Origin of the sequence: Paraburkholderia metrosideri, assembly GCF_904848625.1 — a bacterium.
In the GTDB taxonomy this organism is placed as follows: Bacteria; Pseudomonadota; Gammaproteobacteria; order Burkholderiales; family Burkholderiaceae; genus Paraburkholderia; species Paraburkholderia metrosideri.
In genome coordinates this window covers 228,078-249,737 of the sequence record NZ_CAJHCP010000011.1, presented here as the reverse complement: position 1 = coordinate 249,737, position 21,660 = coordinate 228,078, and the positions used below count along the sequence as shown (strand labels likewise).

Below are 21,660 nucleotides of genomic sequence, written 5' to 3'. Positions count from 1 at the left end.
GCGATTCTCGTCCCGTCACGAGCTCAATTCGACATCGCAATAAACTAAGGCCACGTGCTACGCCAAGACTTCAGGCGCAGCACGTGGCCTCATCAGACTTGCTCAGACCCGGGTGGGTCTGAGCAGCCTTGAATCAAGCGCTGATCAAGCGCGAATCAAAGCTGGGCTTCGACCCAGGCCTTAACGCCTGCCAGTGCAGCAGGCAGATTGGCCGGCTCGGTGCCGCCAGCCTGAGCCATATCCGGCCGGCCGCCGCCCTTGCCGCCCACTTGTTGCGCGACAAAGTTGACCAGTTCACCGGCCTTGACCTTCTTGCTCGCGTCAGCAGTCACACCGGCGATCAGGCTAACCTTGCCGCCTTCGACCGCCGCCAGCACGATGGCCGCGCTCTTCAGCTTGTCCTTCAGCTTGTCGACCGTTTCACGCAGCGTCTTGACGTCCGCACCTTCCAGCGTCGCCGCCAGCACGTGCACGCCAGCGACTTCAACCGCATGACCAGCCAGCTCGTCGCCTTGACTCGAAGCCATCTTCGACTTCAACGCGCTCAGTTCCTTTTCCAGCGACTTCACCTGATCCTGCACCTGGCTAATGCGCTGCGTCAGCTCCGACGGTTGCGCCTTCAGTACAGCCGCCGCCGCATTGATACGTGCGTCGAGGTCCTGCACGAAGCGCACGGCGTTGTCGCCGGTAATCGCTTCCACGCGACGAATGCCCGCGGCCACGCCGCCTTCCATCACGATCTTGAACAGACCGATGTCGCCGGTGCGATGCACGTGCGTACCGCCGCACAATTCACGCGAGAAGCCGAGGTCGAGCACGCGCACTTCGTCGCCGTACTTTTCACCGAACAGCGCCATCGCGCCGCCCTTCACCGCTTCGTCGAACGGCATCACGCGCACGATGCCCGGCGCGTTCGCCAGCACTTCTGCATTGACGATTTCTTCGACGCGACGGATCTGTTCGTCCGTCATCGGCGAGTTGTGCGCGAAGTCGAAACGGGTCTTGTCAGCGTCGACCAGCGAGCCCTTCTGCTGCACGTGGGTGCCGAGCACTTCGCGCAGCGCCTTATGCATCAGGTGCGTGGCCGAGTGATTGCGTTGCGTGCGAGCGCGGCGCACCGCGTCGATTTCCGCCTTGACCACGTCGCCGACCTTTAGCGTGCCCTGCTCGAGCGTGCCGTGATGACCGACAACGTCGGCCTGCACCTTCAGCGTATCGGACACTGCGAAGCGCACGCTCGCATTAGCCAGCACACCCTGGTCGCCGACCTGGCCGCCCGATTCCGCGTAGAACGGCGTGTGGTCGAGCACGACGACAGCCTGCTGGCCGTCACGCACTTCCTGCACCGATGCGCCGTCCACATACAGCGCGATCACTTTCGCGTCGTCGAACACGACTTCTTCGTAGCCGTGGAACGTGGTCTTCGCGCCCGAGTATTCGAGGCCTTGCGCCATCTTGAACTTGCCTGCGGCGCGAGCCTGCTCGCGCTGACGGGCCATTGCTTCGTCGAACGCGGCTTCGTCGACCGTCACTTCGCGCTCACGGCAAACGTCTGCCGTCAGATCCAGCGGGAAGCCGTACGTGTCGTGCAGTTTGAATGCGAGTTCGCCGTCGAGCGTCTTGCCGCCCTTCGCTTCGAGATCGGCCAGCGCGGCTTCGAGAATCGACATGCCGTGCTCGATGGTCTCGAAGAAGCGCTCTTCTTCCTGACGCAGCACGTCGGTGACGCGTTGCTCGGCGTCTTTCAGTTCCGGGTACGCGTCGCCCATTTGCGCGACGAGGTCGGGCACCATGCGGTGGAAGAACGAACCCTTCTTGCCCAGCTTGTAACCATGACGGATCGCGCGGCGCACGATACGGCGCAGCACGTAGCCGCGGCCTTCGTTGCCCGGAATCACGCCGTCGACGATCAGGAACGAGCATGCGCGGATGTGATCGGCGATCACCTTCAGCGAGTTGTTGGTCAGATCGCTGACGCCGGTTTCACGGCCCGCAGCCTTGATGAGTGCCTGGAACAGGTCGATCTCGTAGTTGCTGTGCACGTGCTGCAGCACGGCTGCGATACGCTCCAGACCCATGCCGGTGTCGACGCACTGCTTGGGCAGCGGCGTCATGTTGCCTTGGGCGTCGCGGCTGAACTGCATGAACACGAGATTCCAGATCTCGATGTAGCGGTCGCCGTCTTCTTCAGGCGACCCCGGAGGACCACCCCACACGTCCGGGCCGTGGTCGTAGAAGATTTCGGAGCACGGGCCGCACGGGCCGACATCGGCCATCTGCCAGAAGTTGTCCGACGCGTAGCGCGCGCCCTTGTTGTCGCCGATGCGGATGATGCGCTCGACCGGCACGCCCACTTCCTTCGCCCAGATGTCGTGCGCTTCGTCGTCTTCGTGGTAGACGGTGACCCACAGCTTGTCTTTCGGCAGCTGGTACACGCCCGTCAGCAACTCCCACGCGTAGTGGATCGCGTCGCGCTTGAAGTAGTCGCCGAACGAGAAGTTGCCCAGCATTTCGAAGAACGTGTGGTGACGCGCGGTGTAGCCGACGTTTTCCAGGTCGTTGTGCTTGCCGCCCGCGCGCACGCTGCGCTGCGCGGTGGTAGCACGCGAATACGGACGCGATTCCGCGCCGAGGAACACATCTTTGAACTGCACCATTCCCGAATTGGTGAAGAGCAGCGTCGGGTCGTTGCCGGGCACAAGGCTCGACGAGCGAACGATCGTATGGCCCTTCGATTCGAAGAACTTGAGGAATTTCTCGCGGATTTCGGCGGCTTTCATAGCGTGCGGGGGACGGTCCTGGCTGTTACCGGCGGCATCTTGGGATGCGCCAACTGTTTGTTTCTTAAACGACTGATTATACGGGATCGGCGGGCGTGCGCGGCAGCGCCCCAAAGTGTTCGCCGTTCGGCCAGGTTTGACCGGGGTCGCTTCTCACGTGCGTTGCGCCGGTCACTTAGAAAGACCCGGTCAAACTCGGACAGGCTAAGCCAGATCCGAGCGTGCAACCGCGACATTGCACTGCGCCTGAACGTCCTATGACGTTCGGCTGACTGCGCCCGCTCGCGGTAATCGCTTAAGATTGCCTCCATCGACGGCGCCCTGCGCGCCGCCTGGACTACACAGGAAGGAGACATTCACCAACATGGGCGCTCTCAGTCATATCCGCGTGCTGGATCTCACACGCGTGCTCGCAGGACCGTGGTGCGCGCAGACACTTGCCGATTTCGGCGCCGACGTGATCAAGATCGAACGTCCCGAAGTGGGCGACGATACCCGTCACTGGGGCCCTCCGTATCTCAAGACGCCGGAAGGCGCGGACACGCGCGAGGCCGCGTACTACCTCGCGGCAAATCGCAACAAACGCTCGGTTACCGTGGATATCGCATCGCCCGAAGGTCAGCGGATCATCCGCGAACTGGCGGCGCAGAGCGACGTGGTGCTGGAAAACTACAAAGTCGGCCAGTTGAAGAAGTACGGGCTCGACTACGCGTCGTTGAAAGAGGTGAAGCCCGACCTGATCTACTGCTCGGTCACGGGTTTCGGGCAGACCGGCCCCTATGCGCAGCGCGCCGGCTATGACTTCATCGTGCAAGGCATTGGCGGGTTCATGAGCATTACCGGCGAGCGCGACGGCCAGCCGGGCGGCGGTCCGCAGAAGGCTGGCGTTGCGATTGCCGACCTGATGACCGGTATGTATTCGACCATCGCCGTGCTAACCGCGCTCACGCACCGCGACCGCACGGGCGAGGGGCAATACATCGACATGGCGCTGCTCGACGTGCAGGTGGCCATGCTGGCCAACATGAATTCGAACTACCTCGCGAGCGGCCAGCCGCCAGTGCGCTGGGGCAATGCGCATCCGAACATCGTGCCCTACCAGACATTCCAGACGAGCGACGGCTGGATCATCGTCGCGGTCGGTAATGACGGACAGTTCCGCAAATTTGTCGAAGTGGGCGGCCAGCCTGAACTGGCGGACGACGAGCGTTTCTCGACCAATCCGTCGCGCGTGCGTCACCGCGACATCCTGGTGCCGATTCTCGCCGACATGGTTCGCCGCCAGGGCAAGCAGCAGTGGATCGCGGCGCTCGAAGCGGCGGGCGTACCGTGCGGGCCGATCAACGATCTCGGCGAAGTGTTCGAGAACGAGCAGGTCATCGCGCGCGGGCTGAGGGTCGACCTGCCGCATCCGTCGGGCGGTACGGTCAAGCTGGTACGCAATCCGATCAATATGACCGGGACGCCGCCTGAAGCAGTCAGTCACCCGCCTATGCTGGGCGAGCACACCGACAGTATTCTGCGCGACGTGCTGGGCTACGACGACGAGCGGATCACTGCATTGCGGGGGCAAGCGGTGATTTGAGGGCAACGTGAGGGGTGGGTTGACCGGGCGCGCTGTGATAGCGGACAACCCACCGCGTACCGGCCACGCCAACGCAATCTCAACGAGGCACGCTCAGCGAGCTTAGCCAGCCCCGCCCTTCGCTCCAGTCACCCAGACCGCTATCCGCATTGATATGGCCTCGCGCGCCGATGCCGATCCACTGGCTGCCCCAGGCGTTTGCGCATGTCTGCGAAAACCGAACGCCGCCATAGGGATCGTCGCTACTCGCCACGACAATGCCCGGAAACGGCAACCGCATCAGCGGCACCGGCGCGAAACCGCTGGCAGCTTGCGGGAAATGGACTTCGGCGGGATCGGGCACGGCGACCAGCAACGCGCCAGCCACCTTGGCGAGTTGCGCCGTGCTCGCGTACTGCGTGGCCCAGAAAGCCGTCGTCAGGCAACCGAGGCTATGAGCGGCGAATGCCACCGGCGTATCGGCCGCGGCCACTGCGGCATCGAGCGTGCGGCACCACGCGTCGCGCACGGGATGATCCCAGTCCGGCATCTGCACACGTGTGAATGCAGGATCGAGCGATTCCCAACGGGTTTGCCAATGACCCGCCCCGGAATTCTGATAGCCCGGCAGTACAAGCACCCTCGTTCTTTGACCGCTCATCGCGTTTCCCGTCGCTAGTTGTTCTGGAGCCGTTCGTCTGGCGGAGATTACCCGCTGTCAATTGCCGCTCATCGCATGCAACCCGCCGCACGTTGGACGCAGCACGTTGCCCGCAGCAGACCACGTGTGCGGGCCCACCGGCGCGGCCGCTCACGTCACCGCACTACCCGCGCCACGCCCACTCCGCGCGGATCCGAGATCGGCTGCGGCGTCGTTCCGTCGATGCGGATCATCTGCACATCGCCATTAAACGACTGCGCTTCGACCGTGTAGCCCTTCGCCTTCAGCTGATCGGCCAACTCCGCCGTCACTGGATGATACGGCTCGAAGTAAATCGTCTTCTGCGGCAGCAACTGATGGTGGAAACGCATCGCCGCAACAGCATCGGCGGGCGACATGTTGAAGTCGTACAGATTGGTCATCACCTGAAAAATCGACGTCAGAATGCGCGAGCCACCCGGTGTGCCGATCACCAGCGCCACCTTGTTGTCCTTCAGCATCAGCGTCGGCGTCATCGACGAAAGCGGGCGGCGTCCCGCTGCCACCGTATTGAGATCGTCGCTGTTCGCGCCAGCCGCTTTATCGCTGCCCGGTTTCGTGACGAAATCATCCATCGCGTCGTTTAGCAGAAAGCCGGCGCTATCGACCACCACGCCCGAGCCGAAATCGCCGTTCAGCGTGTAAGTGTTCGACACCGCATTGCCCCACTTGTCGACCACCGAAAAATGCGTGGTTTGCGCCTTTTCCGGCAGAGCGTCGCCGAGGCCCGGCTTCACCGGCGCGGCGCCCGGCACTTCGTCAGGCTTCACTTCGTCGGCGCGTTGTGCGAGATAGGCGTCGCTGGTGAGCTTGTCGACTGGAATCCTGTACGAATCGGGGTCCCCAATGTATTGCTGCCGGTCCGCAAACACGCGGTCTTCGATCTGCGCGATCAGGTGAATATACGGCGCCGAATTCAATTCGAGGCCATCGAAAGCCTGCTTCAGGTCGGCCCGCATCTTCAGCATCTGGATCAGTCCGACGCCGCCCGAACTCGGCGGCGGTGCGGTGATCACCTGATAACCGTTCCAGTCGGCGGAGAGCGGCTGGCGCCACACGGCTTTGTACTGAATCAGATCCTGCTTTGTCACGAGGCCGTGGCCGTACATTTCCTGCGCGATCAGATCCGCGGTACGGCCTTCGTAGAACTCGCGGCCACCCTCGCTGGCAATGCGCGACAGCGTCTGTGCGAGTTCCGGCTGACGGAAAGTCACCCCGGTCTTGAGATTCGAGAAGTACGCGTCGAAATTGGTCTTGCCGGCAAAATTCTTCGCGGCTGCGTCACGGCGCTGCTGCAGCCAGGATTCGATCGGAAAGCCATCGGTGGCGTAATGGATTGCGGGCGCGAGCACCTGCTTCCATTTCAGCTTGCCGAAGCGCTGCTGCGCCTGCCACATCCCGTCGACGGTCCCCGGCACGCCCACCGCGCGATGACCGACCACGCTCATGCCCGGCAGCAGGTTGCCCTTGTCGTCGACGTACATGTCACGAGTGGCCTGTTGCGGCGCACTCTCGCGGTAGTCGAGAAAGTACGGCTTGCCGTCCATGAACACGGTCATGAAACCGCCCCCGCCGAGGTTCCCCGCATCCGGCCGCGTCACGGCCAACGTAAACGCGATCGCCACGGCGGCATCCACCGCATTGCCGCCAGCGGCGAAAATCTGCTGCGCCGTGTCGGCGCTATAGCGATCCGGAGCGGCCACCGCCGATGCGTCGAACACGGCCTTGGGCGCCGGCGTTTTCGCCCACGCAGAAGTTGGCGTGACAACGCTGCCGGCGAACGCGACGAACAGCGTTGAAGCCATCGCGATCCGGGCCAGAGAAAGAGAAATGAAAGACGCGCGACGCGCGCCACAGGTCGGTAAAGACATCCGAGAAACTCCGGCAACTAAGGGCGCCATGGTGCACGAGGGGCTGCAATTCGTGCAAGGCGGCAATGAGCGGTAAGGGCGGTGCGGCCTGCGCTGCGTGGACGGCTGCGACGAGTGCACGCGCTGCGGGTTGGGTCTCGGGCAGCACCGCCCCGGAAAAGGTCGGGCGACGGGGCGTTCGGGCCGCAGAGAAATAGCCTCGGGTGACGTGCCCGTCACGCGAGTTAAGAAAACGATCGGTCAAAGACGTTCAGGCCTGTCCGAATCAACACGGAAAGAACGCCATGCGCATCAGGCGACAGGCCATTGCGATCCGGTTCCGGCTCGCTCCTGTCGGGCCTCGTGCGAACCACGAGTCATCGACCTGGAGCACATCACGCTCACCGCGACATACATCAGGCGGCGCCCGGAACCCGGGAATCTGAAAGCCGAACGCAGGCAACATTCTGACGCTTCGCAAGCCGGCGTGCGCCGCGGACGAGCCCGTGCCGCTGGCATCCTAAATCGCCCGGGCAAGCGTCAACAAAACGTTTTACGTCCTGTTACAGCACATGATCAACCGTAAGCCAACCCCGAAATCGCCCCGAAAACCGCCCGAGCGTTGGCTCTACGCCGCACTCGCCTGCCGCGTCCGAACACGTCAGGTAGAATTGTCGGATAAGTGGACGCATTGCGCGCCCCCGACAGACTTTCACCATCTCGCATGAATACCGAACGCAACGACGCGCCAGCGGCATCCAATTTCATCCGCAACATCATTGACGACGACAACCGCACCGGCAAGTGGGGCCAGCGCGTCGAAACGCGCTTTCCGCCCGAGCCGAACGGCTATCTGCACATCGGCCATGCGAAGAGTATCTGCCTGAACTTCGGCGTGGCGCGCAGCTACGGCGGCGTATGCCATCTGCGTTTCGACGACACCAATCCGGAAAAGGAAAGCGTCGAATACGTCGATTCGATCATCGAATCGGTACGCTGGCTCGGCTTCGAGTGGACAAAAGACGGCAACGAACAGCTCTACTTCGCGAGCGACTACTACGACAAGCTGTACGAGTTCGCTGAACTGCTGATCCAGCGCGGCAAGGCGTACGTCGACAGCCAGTCGGCCGAAGAAATGCGCGCGAACCGTGGTTCGGCCACGGAAGTCGGCACGCCGTCGCGCTTCCGCGAGCGTTCGGTGGAAGAAAACCTCGACCTGTTCCGTCGCATGAAGGCGGGCGAGTTCAAGGAAGGCGAGCACGTGCTGCGTGCGAAGATCGACATGTCGGCGCCGAACTTCAATATGCGCGACCCGGTGATCTACCGGATCCGCTTCGCACACCACTACCGTACCGGCGACACATGGTGCGTGTATCCGATGTACGACTACACGCACTGCATCTCGGACGCGCTGGAAAACATCACGCATTCGTTGTGCACGCTGGAGTTCGAAGATCACCGTCCGCTGTACGACTGGATTCTGAACGAGCTGGCTGAAGCAGGCATTTTCACGCGTCCGCTGCCGCAGCAAATCGAGTTTTCGCGCCTGAACCTGACCTACGCGATCACCAGCAAGCGCAAGCTGCTGCAACTGGTGAGCGAAGGCCATGTCGACGGCTGGGACGATCCTCGGCTGCCGACTATCGTCGGCGTGCGTCGCCGCGGCTTCACGCCAGAATCGATCCAGTTGTTCTGCGAGCGTATCGGCATCACCAAGGTCGATTCGTGGATCGACATGAGCGTGTTCGAAGGCGCGCTGCGCGACGATCTCGATGCGAAGGCGCCGCGTACCGCCGCCGTGCTCGACCCGGTCAAGCTGATCATCGACAACTTCCCGGAAGGTGTGACCGAACCGTGCAGCGCGCCGGTTCACCCGCATCATCCGGAACGCGGCGTGCGCGAGTTTCCGATTTCGCGCGAACTGTGGATCGAGCGCGACGACTACAACGAAACGCCGCCGAAGGGCTACTTCCGTCTGTTCCCGGGCAACAAGGTGCGTCTGCGTTACGGCTACGTGATCGAATGCATCGGTGCGGATAAGGACGAGAACGGCAACGTCGTCGCGGTTCACTGCAACTATTTCCCGGACAGCAAATCGGGCACTGAAGGCGCGAACAACTACAAGGTCAAGGGCAACATTCACTGGGTCAGCGTGGCGGCTGCGTGCCCGGCTGAAGTGCGCATTTACGACCGGCTGTTCAAGGAAGCACAACCGGACGCCGGTGGCCGCGACTTCCTCGAAGCGCTGAATCCGGACTCGAAGCGCGTGGTCAACGCGTATCTGGAACAAGGCGCACAAGACGCGTTGCCGGAACAGCGCTACCAGTTCGAGCGTCATGGCTATTTTGTCGCCGACCGCGTCGATTCGAAGCCGGGCAAGCCTGTGTTCAATCGCATCGTCAGCTTGCGCGACAGTTGGGGCAAGCCGGCGTAAGCTGGAGCGGTTATAGCTCGTCACGCATCTGAAGTGGATGACGGCGTGCATCTCTTGTGGGATTCACGCCGTTTGCCTACACGATGTTCTATCGACAGTGACAGCGCAGCCACGCGACGCGCGAGTCCGGGAGGACCAATGAAAGTTGCAGCCCGCCGCTGGGCGAGTACACGAGGCGTGACTCACGGTCCAGCGCGAGAACATCGCACGCTTGCCGACACCGCCCTCCGCGCTGCCTGCACCATTGCCCCCCTCCACAGCACTGGCTTCGCGCATCGCACGCGTTGCGCGCTCATCGCGCTGGTTGCATCCGGCACCTTGCTTGCCGGCACTGCGCACGCGGACGAACTCACCGGCACGCTAAAAAAGATTCACGACGACGGCGTGGTCGTACTCGGGGTACGCGAGGCGTCGATCCCCTTCTCGTATTTCGACGGCAAGAGCACGGTCGGCTATTCGCAGACGATCGCGCTGCAGATCGTCGACGAAATCAAGAAAACGCTCGGCATGCCGCAACTGAAGGTGCACGAAGTGACCGTGACGTCGTCGAACCGCACGCCGATGCTGCTGAACAACCAGATCGATCTGGAATGCGGCTCGACCACGCATACGGTTGAGCGCGAAAACGTCGCCGCGTTCTCAAACAGTTTCTTCCAATATGCCGTGCGCATGATCACGCGCAAGAGCGCAGGCATCACGGATTTTCCGGATCTGGCGGGCAAGGCGGTCGTGACGACCGCGGGCACGTCCGACGAACGCTTGTTGCGCCGCCTGAATACCGACAAGCATCTGAACATGCGCATCACCAGCGCGCGCGATCATATGGAAGCGTTCAATGCGCTCAAGGATGATCGCGCGGTGGCGTTCGTGATGGACGAGCCGATCGTGTACGGCTTCAGGGCGACGGATCCGCGCCCTGCGGATTTTGTCGTGACAGGCACGCCGCTGGGTTCCGAGGTGTACGCGTGCATGTTCCGCAAGGGCGATGAGCCTTTCCGCACTCTGGTGAATGGGGTGATTACGCGCTCGCAGACTTCCGGAGATGCGGAACGTCTGTACCAGCAGTGGTTCACGCAACCCATTCCGCCGCACGATATCAATCTGAATTTCCCGCTTTCGGAGCAGAATAGGGCCCTGTTTGCGCACCCGAACGATCGCGCACTCGATTGAATCTGTGCCATCCATCGGCACCGTGCGATCTACCGGGCCAACGCGCCAACCGTTATAGCGAGCGGTGCAGTTCAACCAGCGACAACGTTTCCTGAAAGAGCCGCGTGAGGCTGCGACTCGCGTATTTTGGAATGTCTTCCGTGGTCGCCCAACGGTAAGCATCCATTTCGGGAATCATCGTCCCGTCGGAGCGGCGCGGAAACAGCGACGTGCAGGTACACACAGAGAGGTCGAGTTCGTCAGCGATGGCGCGCGCCGCGAACAGATGCAAATCCTTGTCGCGCCGGTAGACAAACAGCCCGAGATCCTTCAGACGCTCAGGCTCAATGGCAAGGCCGGTTTCTTCGAGCATCTCGCGCAGCGCCGTGACATGCGGCGCCTCGCCCTCTTCGCCATGTCCTTTCGGGATGTCCCAGTGCGAAGTTTCAGTGGCATGCGCGAGCAGCAGCCGGCCGTCCGGGTCGAGTAGAACGATCCCGCAGGACACTACCCGCGCGCTCATTCGAGCCCCGCCCCGCCTACACGCAACCCGCGCGCGGCGTCGAGCCGCGCTGCCGGGCGGCCCGGACTCGCCGCCATCACACTTCGCATGCTTAGTGTTTCTTCTGCAACTGCCAGGCGCCGCTGCCTTCCTTGCAGAATTGCGGCCGCAGGTTCATTGATTGCCCTTTCGCGTTCAGCACGACGGCGAGGTCGCGGCAGGTGCGCGTGCCATCGTGCGCGGTGCTGGCGACGTTGATCGTCGCGTCGATTTTCACGCTGTTGCCGGTGCCTTCGTTGACCCAGGTGCTGGTTTCGCCGTCCTTCTGCACGTTCAACGCGTGGATGACCGCCTGCTTGATCGACTCGTTATCGCGCGGCTTCATGTAGCTGATCGGTGTGTCGTTCAGAAATCCGAGGTTCGCCGCTTGCGCGCCGCCAATCGCACCGGCGAACAGCAGGCTGCCGGCAGTCAGGTGAAACAGCACACGGGTTCGCATCGACATGAAGTGTTCTCCTCGAAAGTGTTCTGGGCGGTCATCAGTCCGCTCGACGCAGCGTCTGATCTGGACCTCAAAAGCATAGCACGCGCCTTCGAAAGGGCCGCCCGGGATGGCTGGTACTGGGTCAAAGCCATTACAGCATGGATGCCAGACGGTATGTCGGACGCCAACGAGAGTGTAAAACGAGTCTCTTACTTTTTTAGGATGAGTCTCATATCGCCTCGCGAATCACTTCCTTAAGATGAATTGTGTTGCGCGTCAGCGTCACTCATGTCCTCTTCCCCGTACAACTCGCCATGAACACGTTTCTTCTTCTGCAAATTGTCACCGTCGCTGTCGCGCTGGTCTGCATAGCGCTCGTGCCGGTGGTTATCCGCCACGATCCTGGTCTCGCTCGGCGCGTCGTCCGGATCGATGCCATTCGGCTCCCGCGCTGGCCCAATCTGCTGACGCGTGCCGGCGCAGGCTGTCTGCTGGCATCTTTCGCATTGCTGGTTCTCGCCTGTTATCACATCCTCGCCGACGCACCCACCTAACCAAGATCGGCGTCTGTCTGATAAAAAAACCGCCCCAACAGCGGACGGCCCAATCCCCCACTCCAGTCCCCTCGCGTCATCACCTTTGCTAACGCACGGCTACGGCAGGAATCGCCGCTTCAGCCGACATATTGACCGGTCCAGCGGGCACCTTGTATCCATCCGTGAGCGTCTGCAGAAACGCCACCACGTCCTTGATCTCCGCTTCATCGAGTGCCGGCTTTTCACCCGGCTTGCGATCGAACGGCGCCTCCGTATTCAGATTCGCCCAGTAACGCTGCGGCAGATCGTCGAACTTCTGCACCTTGCCCTTCACGGCCGGATAAAACTTCTCCGGGTTCGTGTCGCGCTCAGCGTAAAAGCGCACCACCTGGTCGAGCGAATGATAAATGCCGTTGTGGAAGAAGCTCTTCTTCAACGCGATATTGCGTAGCGTCGGCGTGCGGAAGATGCCGCAAAACTCGTCCCGTTTGCCCAGGTCGGTCCGCTCAGGACCGCAAGCGCCGAGGTCATAGAAACGCGGATCGCGGTTCACCGTCAACGCACGATTGCGCGGCACACCGATCGCGATCAGACCGAAATCGCTGAACTGCGGCGGCGCTCCGTCTTTGGTGCGCTGGCTGATGTGGCAACTCGCGCAATTACCCTTTTGTTCGTCGTTGAAGAGTTGCAGGCCGTGAAGTTCCGCTTGCGTCAATTGCGCTTTGCCCGCGAGGAATGCGTCGTACTTGCTGGTGTACGGGTAGAACACTTCCGGCGTCTGCTCGAAGGTTTCGAGCGATTGCAGCACGGCCTTGAAGGTGGCGTCTTCGCTATCGAAAATGTGCTCGCCGAATGCCGCGCGGAACGCATCGGCATAGGGAGCAGCCTTGACCGCAGCCGTCACCCTGGCCGGTGTGCTACCCATCTCAAACGACGACAGCAGCGGAATGCGCGCCTGATCGCTGCCACGGTCGACCCGGCCGTCCCACGTCAAGCCGCCGGTGGGTCCGGCATCCACACTTTCGTCGCCTTCGTCGTCCGATTCGTGATAGTGCTCAGCGAACGCCGGCACTGACTGCAGATACTTCAGCGTCGGCGCCGCGCGCATGCCGGTGCGGTGCATGTCCGCGCCGCCCAATTGCACCGACAACGCATTCGACGGAGAGAACGCATGGTCCGGGCTGTGGCATGACGCGCAAGCGAGCCGTCCCGATCCGGACAGCGACGGGTCGAAAAAGAGCTGTTTGCCAAGCGCCGTCATTTGACGCACGGACTCATATACCTGCGCGCGGGATTGGCCCGCGTCCTGCGCGACCAGCTTTATCGCCACGGCGGATGCCGCCCCACGCGCATCGGATCGCTCTGCGCCCGCATTTGCCGCCCGGGCCGCACTCGCTCCCGCGTCCGCGTCCGCGTCCGCGTTCGCGCTCACCTCTGGCTTGCTGGCGTCGCATGCAGCGAGTGCGCCCGTCAAAACCGTCACCGCCAGCGCAAGCACCGCGCCACGCTTGATGTTCATGCTGCTCTGTGCAGGTCCTACGCCTGATTGCGCCGCCCGCTCGACCAGCATTTTCCGAATTCCTGTCAGACCAATCCGCATAGAGATGAGGTGATTTCGCGCCGTTGAAGTCAGCGAGCGTATTTCATCTACATGTCGCTTAAATGACATTCCGCCTACGCATAAGACAAATCAAAAGACATTCGCAATTATTTACATCTTTCTGTCAAATACCTTCAGCAAACTTTCGCTCGCGGTCGTTCCCGTAAGGAATGTACCCACCTGTCCCCAACGCGAGAGAGAGAAACCACATCAAATGAACAAGAAACTGATCTGCGCGACGCCCATCGCGATCGCAGCAGCGTTAAGCCTGTATGCATGCGGTGGCAGTGAAATCGGCGATCCGGATATCACGGCGATCAAGAATGTCGTCGTGATCTATGCGGAAAACCGCAGCTTCGACAATCTGTATGGCAACTTCCCCGGAGCGAACGGTCTGCAGAACGTGAGCGCCGCCAACTCCACCCAGGTGGATCGCGACGGCTCGCCGCTCGCGACGCTGCCGCAAGTGTGGAACGGTCTGACGCAAACCGGCGTGACGCCGGCCGTCACACAGGCGATGACGGCGAATCTGCCCAACAGCCCGTTCGCTATCGACGATCCGAACGGTTTCAACACGCCGATCACCGCGACGACGCGCGATCTGTATCACCGGTTCTACGAGAACCAGATGCAGATCAACGGCGGCAAGAACGACAAGTTCGCCGCGTGGGCCGATTCGGGCGGCCTCGTGATGGGCCACTATTCGCTCGACGCCGACAAGCTGCCGCTGTGGAAGATTGCCCAGCAATACACGCTCGCCGACAACTTCTTCATGGGCGCGTTCGGCGGCTCGTTCCTGAATCACCAGTGGCTGATCTGCGCGTGCACGCCGGTTTATCCGAATGCGGACAAGAGTCCGGCAGCTACGTCGATCTCGTCCGTGGAAAGCGACGGCGTGACGTTGCGGGTTGCGTCGAACTCGCCGGCCTCGGCGTTGACGGGCATCCCCAAATTCGTGCTGTCGGGCAACCTGACGCCTGACTTCTACGCGGTCAACACGATGCAACCGCCGTATCAGCCGAGCGGCAACAAGGCGGCCAGCGGCGGCGACGCGAATCTGGCCGACCCGACGGCAGCCACGACGCTGCCGCCGCAGACGCAAAAGCATATCGGCGACCTGCTGAACGACGCGAAGGTGTCGTGGGCGTGGTACGGCGGTGCGTGGGGCGCGGCGGTGTCGGCGGTACAGGACGGCACGTCGAACGTCGTCTACGGCGCGAACCTGACGGCACCGAATTTCCAGCCGCACCACCAGCCGTTCAACTACTTCGCCGACCTGGCGCCAGGCACGACGAACCGCACGCAGCACCTGCTCGATGGCGGCCTGGCCGGTTCCGAGTTCATCAAGGCGATCGATGCAGGCACGCTGCCGCAGGTGTCGTTCTACAAGCCGCAGGGCAACCTGAACGAGCACGCGGGCTACACCGATGTCGGGCAAGGCGATCAGCACATTGCCGATCTGATCTCGCATCTGCAGAAGAGCCCGCAGTGGAAGAACATGCTCGTCGTCGTGACCTATGACGAAAACGGCGGTTTCTGGGATCACGTCGCGCCGCCGAAGGCCGACCGTTGGGGCCCGGGCACGCGGATTCCGGCGCTGATCATCTCGCCGTTCGCGAAGAAGGGTTATGTCGACCACACGCAATACGACACGACGTCGATCCTGCGCTTCATCACCCGCCGCTTCGCGCTGCCGATGCTGCCGGGCATCGCGGCCCGTGACGCGGCACTCGTGAGCAACGGTAGCAAGCCGCTCGGCGATCTGACGGCTGCGCTGACGATCAAGCAGTAAGTGCGCGGCGATTAATTAGCGACAGGAGTGAGTAGCAGCGCGTCGCATGAGCGTGGTTTTGGCGGGCAGCTTCGGCTGCCCGTTTCTGTTTATGTTGTGTGGATTGCCGATGTCGCGCGGTTCATTTCCCGGTCGCCGCCTGTTTCGGCCACCCATCCTGCCTGTGACACAACGCGTTTTCGTGACCAGCGTATGCTTCGACCCAAGGCGCAGCCTTTCCCGTCGATGCCGGTACGACATCCTTCACAGCGCATCCTCCACAACCTGCAGCAGCTTCGCTCACTCAATCAGGAGTTCGACAGCATGAATGGAAAAACCATCAAGGTTCCGGGTCCCGATCATCCCATTACAGTGGAGCCGGCTAACGCGCGCGTGGTCGTGACCGTCGCCGGTCAGGTGATCGCCGATACACGCAACGCGCTGGTGCTACGCGAGGCGTCGTACCCAGCCGTGTATTACGTCCCGCGAAACGATGTGGAGATGACGTTGCTGGAGCGCACCGATCACACGACGTACTGCCCATATAAAGGCGACTGCGCGTACTACAGCGTGCCGATTGGCGGCGAACGGACGGTCAATTCGGTGTGGACTTACGAGTCGCCTTATGCACCGGTGAAGGAGATCGCACAGCATCTCGCGTTCTATCCGGATCGGGTCGATTCTATCGATGTGCAGAGCGGTGGCTGATAAATAGACGGGCGCGTAGCGAAGTGTTTGCAATGACGCTTCGCTGCATGGCTGCATGCATGGCGACACGACGCCACGCCACTCATGAAAAAGGGCTACACGAAATCGGCGCGTAACCCTTCGATTCACTGGTACGGCAGGAGGGACTCGAACCTCCCGCACTCGGCTAGCGGTTTTCCAGTCATCGGCTTCACGATGGGTTGCTGGCGCCAGCGCGCGACGGCAGTCCACGTGCAATGCGGCGGCAAAAACGGCTGGCGTCAATATCCCTCGCGAGAAATCCCAGCCGACGGCACAGCGGCGCTCACAAGAGATAGCCGACTGACGATAGTCCCTGAATCAAGACGAATACCTTCCGTCAGTCGTTACATCGTCCGAGCGTTCGAAGTTGAACATACGCGTCGCGGCGAAACCTTAATTGAGGCAATCGGGCCGCTGCCGGATTCGCAACCATTGGTGCGCCCGCCATATAGCGATGTTCGCGCCGCCGACGCGCCGGGTGGCGTGCGAGTGGGAGGAACGGATTCGACTTACGCAGAACGAGATTTAGCACGCGTAACGGGCCGCGCAATGGAGCCAGCCATCACGACTCGCATCTGGCTGCTGCCCCGGACGAATCAGGCGTCCACGTGACGGCGAACGGCGTAGCGGAATTCGCGAAGGAAGACTACGAACGGAACGGGTCGAATACGAAAAAGATACCTCGTAGTGGCCCTTCACGCGTGCGCGCGCAAGGTGCAGCACGCATCGCCCGGACAAGGGTATTCGCACGCTCTGCAAACAGGCGGAAATGCTTCGTTTCCGAGTAGAGCTTCAACGCGCGGCGTTCCACCACAGAGCCAAGCCTTTGCTGAGTCCTATTGTGTAATTGCAATGACGCAAATCAAAAAGTACGAGATATCCATGAACAAGCTCATCTTTAAGCGCGTGGCTGTTTGCGCTTCCCTTCTCTTGTCGTTTAATGCCGCATTCGCACAGGTCGGCAGTATGACCTACGGAAACCAGAGGTCTTACAGCAATGGCGTAACCGCGCAGACGTACGGCAACCAAACCCTTTACTCAAACGGCCTAACGGCGCAGACATACGGCAATCAAACCATGTACTCAAATGGTGTAACGGCACAGAGATACGGCAATCAAACCATGTACTCAAATGGAGTCAGCGCGCAGACTTATGGCAATCAAACGCATTATTCGAACGGTGTAACGTGCCAGCGATTCGGCAATATGGAGACATGCAACTGAGTTAGCTGGCTCCCACGCTTCCCATGAGGAGGCCATGCGTCGCGACGCAAAGGGCGCGCTACACTTGCCCGATTTGCCTACCCAGTGCCTACACGGGCCTCTGAAAGCAAAAAGCCCGGCTATCAAAACCGGGCTAAACGCTTGAATTGACTGGTACGGCAGGAGGGACTCGAACCCCCCACCCTCGGCTTAGAAGGCCGATGCTCTATCCAGCTGAGCTACTGCCGTAATGAAAAGAGGCGATGCAGCCACACCAACACGCATTACCCGCAATGAGAACCCGCATCTTGATCGATGTACAGCCTGTGCTCGCGGAAAGCTCAGGCCCATTCACACCGAAATTCTAACTGACCGAAGCGGGGACCGGAAATCCGGTATCCGCCGTACGAGTTGAATGCACTCGCAACACACTCGCAAAGCCACGGCGCCACAAACAAACCGGCCCGGCAGCTTGAGCCGGGCCCGGATTATAACCGATCGCTCCCCCTACGCCACCCCGCCGCCGCGACAGCGGACATCAAGCGCGACCGGAAGCCAGCACGCGATCAGGCCGGTTGCGAATGCAGCATGAACCAGCCGAGGAACACCACCCCTGCGATCACACAGTACACGCCGAACGACGCGAGGCGTCCACGGCCCTCGAAATAGCGCATCAGGAAACGCACGCTGAGATACGCGGCGATAGCGGTCAGCACGCCGCCGAGCAATGCGTCCGCAAGTTGGCCTGGCGCGTGAAAGAGCTTCGGCAATTCGAGCACGCCCGCCGCGAAAATGATCGGCGTGCCGAGCAGGAACGAAAATTCGGCGGCTTTCTCCGTCGTGAGGCCGGCTGCATTGCCCGCAATCATCGTCAGACCGCTGCGCGAGAAACCCGGAATCAACGCGCCGATCTGCGCGAGGCCGACAAAAAACGCCTGACGGAACGTCAGCTTTTCCGGCGCTTGATGCGCACGCGAGCGTTGCAGGCGATCGCCGAACCACAGCAGCACGCCGTTGACGATCAACGCAATCGCGACGATCCGCAAATCGTGGAAAAGCCGCTCGAGCGGTTTTTCCAGCACCAGACCCACCAGCCCCGCCGGAATCGTGCCGATGATCAGCGCCCACATCATGTGCGCATCGTCATTGCGACGTCCGCCGAACGACGCGAAGAAGCCACGCACCAGTGCACACCAGCGCGCGCGGAAGTACCAGAGCAGCGCGAACGCGGTACCCAGGTGCAATGCGACGAGAAACGGCAGCAACTGCGGCGCGTGTTTGTCGATATGCATGCCGAACAGTGCGGGCACGAGTAGCGTATGGCCGAGGCTGCTCACCGGAAACAATTCGGTGACGCCTTGCAGCACGCTTAGAAAGATCAGAAACGACAGGTTCACGCGGCGTCCTTGTAAGAAAAATGTCGGGGAACGGCACGCCGCGAGAAATGAGTCGGCGCACGAAAAAGCGCACCGATTATGCCTGGCTGCAATGTTAGCGCCAAGCGTTTGGACCACATTCGGAGGAAATATTGGTGCGCCGCGTCACATCGCGTCACAACTGGACACTGTTGTTACGTCGCAGCAAGAAACGGGCGGCAGGGATGGCGCCGTTGGGAGCTTGGTTAGAGACGGCACCGGTGAAAGACGCGGCTTACACTCGCGATAACCCGCGCCTGCACATCACTTCGCAGCTCGGGAATGTCCGGCGTCGAGACCGTCGACGCGATGCAGCTTGCTGAAATCAGCGATCAAGCTTGTGGAAGAAGTACACCGTGCTTACCGCGAACATGCCGAACAACGCCACACCCATTGCCATTGCGAGATCCATAACCCCTCCTGATCCGAGCTCGCCCGATAGTCGGAGTTACCGGGCAGTCAGGGCGATTATCGGCAAGGATGGCGCTTGTGCGACACCCGCAATTTCCCGGGAAGGGTTTCCCCGTAGCGCAAAGCAGCGCAAAATCCTTCTCTCGCAGGCCATCGCGACGCAGTATGAACGTCCGCGCAGCAGGCTGTCGCTGACATCGCGCCTGCTTTGAACCGTGCCTTGATCCACCTTCAACTCTTACTCATCTTCCCCATCGACCATGCCTCTTTCCCCGCAGCAGGACATTCTCGAGATTGCCCAGGACGCCTCCGTGCTCCGCTTTTCGCCGCAAGCTGGCGGCCGTCTGCTGTCCTGGACGATCGACGGCGAAGAGGTCATCCACTGGCCCGAGCACGCCGACTGGAGCGAGCCGTCGAAAATCCGCGGCGGTAATCCGCTGCTGTTTCCGTTCCTCGGCCGCCATCGCGTGGACGGCAAGATCGGTTATTGGCGCGATGCTCAAGGCACCGTTCGCGCCCTGCCAATGCACGGCTTCGCCCGCGATCTGCCGTTCGAAGCCCACGCCGACGTGCATGGCGCGGGCTTGCGCATGGTCCTGACAGATAGCGACGCGACCCGCGCAGGCTATCCGTTCGGCTTCCGCTTCGAAGCCGCGTACACGCTTGTCGATGCCCGCACGCTGGACGTGACGCTGACCACGACCAATACCGGCGACACGCGTCTGCCCTACTACGCCGGCCATCACTTTTACTTCACGTTGCCGCACACGCAGCGCGCCGAAACGACGCTGGAATTGCCGCCGACCGAGCGCTGCTATCAGCAGGAAGATGGCTCGATCAGCGCGGCGGAGCCGGGCGAGCCCAGTTACACGCTCGACGAAGCGCGGATTCACGACCGCTTCCATTGCCTCAAAGGCGCCCCGGATCAGCCGGTGCGGATCGTTGCGCCGGGCATCGACCGGATCATCACCATCGACTTGCAACGGCCGGGTTCGGTGCCCTGGTACTCGGTGACGACATGGACCGAAAAGCCGGAGTCAGATTTCTATTGCGTCGAGCCGTGGCTCGGATTGCCCGATGCAATTCATAACGGCAAGGGATTGCGCTGGCTCGAAGCGGGCCAGACGGAAGCGGCGACGCTGCGGATCACCGTCGAAAAGACCACGCGATAAACGAATCGCAGCGGGGGGCGCGCGGGGTTCCGCCTCCCCTTTTTCTATGCTGCAACGCAAAACCGTTAGAATCGGACGCTTTGCATCCACCTGCCGCGTGATCGGGATCGGCGCGCGGCAGCGCTTTGCGAGGTCCAATGCTGGGAACAACAAAAATGATCAAACGACTCGCCTGCGCGTCGTTGTTGGCGCTGGTCGCTGCGTGCGGCTCCGCGCCAGTGGGGCCAGGCTTTTATCGGGTCGAACGGGGCGATACGCTGTCGCAGATCGCGCGGAGTAACCGGCAGTCGGTGCAAAGCATCGTCCGCTGGAACAACCTGACCAATCCGGACAGCATCGAAGTCGGCCAGGTGCTGCGCGTCGTGCCGCCGCCAGGCGCGGCGTCGACGAGCGGCGCGCTGCGTAGTAACGGCGGTGGCGGCGGTAGTGGCGGCGGTAGTGGCGGCGGGAACGCCAGCGCTTCGGCTACGCCACGTCCGGCGCCCGCCGACAGCGCGCCATCCGCGGCGCCAGCACCGGCGATTTCGCTGATCTGGCCGGTCGATGGCACCGTGATCCGGCGCTTCGACGGCAACAATTCGAAGGGCATCGATATCACGGCGGCACCGGGTACACCGGTCGTCGCCGCAGCGACGGGCACGGTCGTTTATGCGGGCAACGGCTTGCGCGGTTACGGCAATCTGCTGATCCTCAAACACAACGGCGAGTACCTGACCGCCTACGCGCACAATCGCGCATTGATGGTCAAGGAAGGTGAGTCGGTCAGGCGCGGCGAGAAAATCGCCGAAATGGGCGACACGGACACCGACCGCGTCATGCTGCATTTCGAGCTGCGCTACCAGGGCCGTTCGATCGATCCGTCGCGGGCACTGCCGCCGCGATAAGCGTTCGCGGGGAATCCCGCGCTGCGTCGGGCACGCGCCCTGCAACTGCAGTGCGGGGAACCCGGCGTGCTATAAAACGCCCAATCGACAGGACGTGGCTTCGCGCCGCGTCCTCCTCTGATATCTGTAAGGAATTTGCAATGAAGAGCGCTTTTGCGTCCGTTTCGACGGCAGTCGCGATCGGTTTCGGCCTCCTGACGCTCGGCAGCCTCACTGGCTGCTCCAGCACGACCACCATGACCTATCTGCCCAGCGGCGACACCGGCTTCGCGATCAACTGCAGCGGCAGCGACGCAAGCTCCAGCTGGGCCGAGTGCTACAAGCAGGCGGGTCAGGTCTGCGGCAATTATGGCTACGACGTCGTATCGAAAGATGTCGACAACGGCGCCACGTCGGGTGGCACGGTCGGCGGCATTTTTGGCGCGAATGTGAAGAACCGCTCGATGGTGGTTCGCTGCAAGCAGTAGCAGAAAAGG

Annotated in this window: 17 protein-coding genes and 1 tRNA gene; 10 read left to right on the top strand and 8 right to left on the bottom strand. The window is 61.7% G+C overall.

Annotation, left to right across the window (positions count from 1 at the left end; all coding sequences use genetic code 11):
• Positions 1 to 155 precede the first annotated feature (155 nt).
• On the bottom strand, positions 156 to 2,780 hold the full coding sequence (gene alaS, locus LMG28727_RS24815) for an alanine--tRNA ligase (protein ID WP_201644947.1): 2,625 nt from the start codon (positions 2,778 to 2,780) through the stop codon (positions 156 to 158).
• A 364-nt stretch (positions 2,781 to 3,144) separates the two neighbouring features.
• On the opposite strand from alaS, the gene LMG28727_RS24810 reads away from it, so the two are divergent.
• Positions 3,145 to 4,365 carry a CaiB/BaiF CoA transferase family protein gene (locus LMG28727_RS24810; protein ID WP_201644946.1) on the top strand — a complete coding sequence of 407 codons (1,221 nt, stop codon included), beginning with the start codon at positions 3,145 to 3,147 and terminating at the stop codon, positions 4,363 to 4,365.
• A 79-nt stretch (positions 4,366 to 4,444) separates the two neighbouring features.
• On the opposite strand, the gene LMG28727_RS24805 is transcribed toward LMG28727_RS24810, so the two are convergent.
• Positions 4,445 to 5,005: an RBBP9/YdeN family alpha/beta hydrolase gene (locus LMG28727_RS24805; RefSeq protein WP_201644945.1), complete on the bottom strand. Its 561-nt coding sequence runs from the start codon at positions 5,003 to 5,005 to the stop codon at positions 4,445 to 4,447.
• Positions 5,006 to 5,160: 155 nt separating this feature from the next.
• Positions 5,161 to 6,915, bottom strand: a complete 1,755-nt coding sequence (gene ggt, locus LMG28727_RS24800) for a gamma-glutamyltransferase (protein WP_201644944.1) — start codon at positions 6,913 to 6,915, stop codon at positions 5,161 to 5,163.
• Between the two features lie 703 nt (positions 6,916 to 7,618).
• Here ggt and LMG28727_RS24795 point away from each other — a divergent pair.
• Both LMG28727_RS24795 and LMG28727_RS24790 read left to right on the top strand, forming a co-directional pair.
• Positions 7,619 to 9,328, top strand: a complete 1,710-nt coding sequence (locus tag LMG28727_RS24795) for a glutamine--tRNA ligase/YqeY domain fusion protein (RefSeq protein ID WP_201644943.1) — start codon at positions 7,619 to 7,621, stop codon at positions 9,326 to 9,328.
• Between the two features lie 138 nt (positions 9,329 to 9,466).
• On the top strand, positions 9,467 to 10,498 hold the full coding sequence (locus LMG28727_RS24790) for a transporter substrate-binding domain-containing protein (RefSeq protein ID WP_236592319.1): 1,032 nt from the start codon (positions 9,467 to 9,469) through the stop codon (positions 10,496 to 10,498).
• Between the two features lie 52 nt (positions 10,499 to 10,550).
• Here the strand turns inward: LMG28727_RS24790 and LMG28727_RS24785 are convergent, their stop codons facing one another.
• Complete coding sequence (locus tag LMG28727_RS24785; protein ID WP_201644942.1) at positions 10,551 to 11,000, bottom strand: NUDIX hydrolase; 450 nt, start codon at positions 10,998 to 11,000, stop codon at positions 10,551 to 10,553.
• A 91-nt stretch (positions 11,001 to 11,091) separates the two neighbouring features.
• Positions 11,092 to 11,484: an RT0821/Lpp0805 family surface protein gene (locus LMG28727_RS24780; protein ID WP_201644941.1), complete on the bottom strand. Its 393-nt coding sequence runs from the start codon at positions 11,482 to 11,484 to the stop codon at positions 11,092 to 11,094.
• A gap of 293 nt (positions 11,485 to 11,777) precedes the next feature.
• On the opposite strand from LMG28727_RS24780, the gene LMG28727_RS24775 reads away from it, so the two are divergent.
• Positions 11,778 to 12,017 (top strand): hypothetical protein, encoded by a 240-nt coding sequence (locus LMG28727_RS24775; RefSeq protein ID WP_201644940.1) that lies wholly within the window; start codon positions 11,778 to 11,780, stop codon positions 12,015 to 12,017.
• An 88-nt stretch (positions 12,018 to 12,105) separates the two neighbouring features.
• On the opposite strand, the gene LMG28727_RS24770 is transcribed toward LMG28727_RS24775, so the two are convergent.
• Positions 12,106 to 13,518, bottom strand: coding sequence for a cytochrome-c peroxidase (locus LMG28727_RS24770; RefSeq protein WP_201644939.1), 1,413 nt, complete (start codon positions 13,516 to 13,518; stop codon positions 12,106 to 12,108).
• Between the two features lie 295 nt (positions 13,519 to 13,813).
• On the opposite strand from LMG28727_RS24770, the gene LMG28727_RS24765 reads away from it, so the two are divergent.
• The 3 genes from LMG28727_RS24765 to LMG28727_RS24755 all read left to right on the top strand — a co-directional run bounded on the left by LMG28727_RS24765 (position 13,814) and on the right by LMG28727_RS24755 (position 17,323).
• On the top strand, positions 13,814 to 15,391 hold the full coding sequence (locus tag LMG28727_RS24765) for an acid phosphatase (RefSeq protein ID WP_201644938.1): 1,578 nt from the start codon (positions 13,814 to 13,816) through the stop codon (positions 15,389 to 15,391).
• A gap of 303 nt (positions 15,392 to 15,694) precedes the next feature.
• Positions 15,695 to 16,078 carry a DUF427 domain-containing protein gene (locus tag LMG28727_RS24760; protein WP_201644937.1) on the top strand — a complete coding sequence of 128 codons (384 nt, stop codon included), beginning with the start codon at positions 15,695 to 15,697 and terminating at the stop codon, positions 16,076 to 16,078.
• Between the two features lie 903 nt (positions 16,079 to 16,981).
• Positions 16,982 to 17,323 (top strand): hypothetical protein, encoded by a 342-nt coding sequence (locus LMG28727_RS24755; protein WP_201644936.1) that lies wholly within the window; start codon positions 16,982 to 16,984, stop codon positions 17,321 to 17,323.
• A 151-nt stretch (positions 17,324 to 17,474) separates the two neighbouring features.
• Here the strand turns inward: LMG28727_RS24755 and LMG28727_RS24750 are convergent.
• Both LMG28727_RS24750 and LMG28727_RS24745 read right to left on the bottom strand, forming a co-directional pair.
• A tRNA-Arg gene (locus tag LMG28727_RS24750) sits at positions 17,475 to 17,551 on the bottom strand.
• Between the two features lie 317 nt (positions 17,552 to 17,868).
• A complete protein-coding gene (locus LMG28727_RS24745; RefSeq protein WP_201644935.1) occupies positions 17,869 to 18,699 on the bottom strand; it encodes an undecaprenyl-diphosphate phosphatase in 831 nt (276 codons plus the stop codon).
• Between the two features lie 689 nt (positions 18,700 to 19,388).
• Between LMG28727_RS24745 and LMG28727_RS24740 the strand changes: the two genes are divergently transcribed.
• From LMG28727_RS24740 to LMG28727_RS24730, 3 genes are all read left to right on the top strand, one after another.
• On the top strand, positions 19,389 to 20,300 hold the full coding sequence (locus LMG28727_RS24740; protein ID WP_201644934.1) for an aldose epimerase family protein: 912 nt from the start codon (positions 19,389 to 19,391) through the stop codon (positions 20,298 to 20,300).
• A gap of 137 nt (positions 20,301 to 20,437) precedes the next feature.
• The gene (locus LMG28727_RS24735; protein WP_201644933.1) at positions 20,438 to 21,184 is read left to right on the top strand and encodes a peptidoglycan DD-metalloendopeptidase family protein; all 747 of its coding nucleotides are present in this window, start codon (positions 20,438 to 20,440) and stop codon (positions 21,182 to 21,184) included.
• A gap of 140 nt (positions 21,185 to 21,324) precedes the next feature.
• Complete coding sequence (locus LMG28727_RS24730; RefSeq protein WP_201644932.1) at positions 21,325 to 21,651, top strand: hypothetical protein; 327 nt, start codon at positions 21,325 to 21,327, stop codon at positions 21,649 to 21,651.
• The last annotated feature ends 9 nt before the right edge of the window (positions 21,652 to 21,660 follow it).

What these genes read in the sequence shown, in the direction of transcription:
- LMG28727_RS24795 (WP_201644943.1), top strand. Translation starts at nt 7,619, where the DNA reads ATGAATACCGAACGCAACGACGCGCCAGCGGCATCCAATTTCATCCGC.
- LMG28727_RS24770 (WP_201644939.1), bottom strand. Translation starts at nt 13,518, where the DNA reads ATGAACATCAAGCGTGGCGCGGTGCTTGCGCTGGCGGTGACGGTTTTG.
- LMG28727_RS24760 (WP_201644937.1), top strand. Translation starts at nt 15,695, where the DNA reads ATGAATGGAAAAACCATCAAGGTTCCGGGTCCCGATCATCCCATTACA.
- LMG28727_RS24785 (WP_201644942.1), bottom strand. Translation starts at nt 11,000, where the DNA reads ATGAGCGCGCGGGTAGTGTCCTGCGGGATCGTTCTACTCGACCCGGAC.
- ggt (WP_201644944.1), bottom strand. Translation starts at nt 6,915, where the DNA reads ATGTCTTTACCGACCTGTGGCGCGCGTCGCGCGTCTTTCATTTCTCTT.
- LMG28727_RS24765 (WP_201644938.1), top strand. Translation starts at nt 13,814, where the DNA reads ATGAACAAGAAACTGATCTGCGCGACGCCCATCGCGATCGCAGCAGCG.
- LMG28727_RS24775 (WP_201644940.1), top strand. Translation starts at nt 11,778, where the DNA reads ATGAACACGTTTCTTCTTCTGCAAATTGTCACCGTCGCTGTCGCGCTG.
- LMG28727_RS24755 (WP_201644936.1), top strand. Translation starts at nt 16,982, where the DNA reads ATGAACAAGCTCATCTTTAAGCGCGTGGCTGTTTGCGCTTCCCTTCTC.
- LMG28727_RS24740 (WP_201644934.1), top strand. Translation starts at nt 19,389, where the DNA reads ATGCCTCTTTCCCCGCAGCAGGACATTCTCGAGATTGCCCAGGACGCC.
- LMG28727_RS24780 (WP_201644941.1), bottom strand. Translation starts at nt 11,484, where the DNA reads ATGTCGATGCGAACCCGTGTGCTGTTTCACCTGACTGCCGGCAGCCTG.
- alaS (WP_201644947.1), bottom strand. Translation starts at nt 2,780, where the DNA reads ATGAAAGCCGCCGAAATCCGCGAGAAATTCCTCAAGTTCTTCGAATCG.
- LMG28727_RS24790 (WP_236592319.1), top strand. Translation starts at nt 9,467, where the DNA reads ATGAAAGTTGCAGCCCGCCGCTGGGCGAGTACACGAGGCGTGACTCAC.
- LMG28727_RS24805 (WP_201644945.1), bottom strand. Translation starts at nt 5,005, where the DNA reads ATGAGCGGTCAAAGAACGAGGGTGCTTGTACTGCCGGGCTATCAGAAT.
- LMG28727_RS24810 (WP_201644946.1), top strand. Translation starts at nt 3,145, where the DNA reads ATGGGCGCTCTCAGTCATATCCGCGTGCTGGATCTCACACGCGTGCTC.
- LMG28727_RS24730 (WP_201644932.1), top strand. Translation starts at nt 21,325, where the DNA reads ATGAAGAGCGCTTTTGCGTCCGTTTCGACGGCAGTCGCGATCGGTTTC.
- LMG28727_RS24735 (WP_201644933.1), top strand. Translation starts at nt 20,438, where the DNA reads ATGCTGGGAACAACAAAAATGATCAAACGACTCGCCTGCGCGTCGTTG.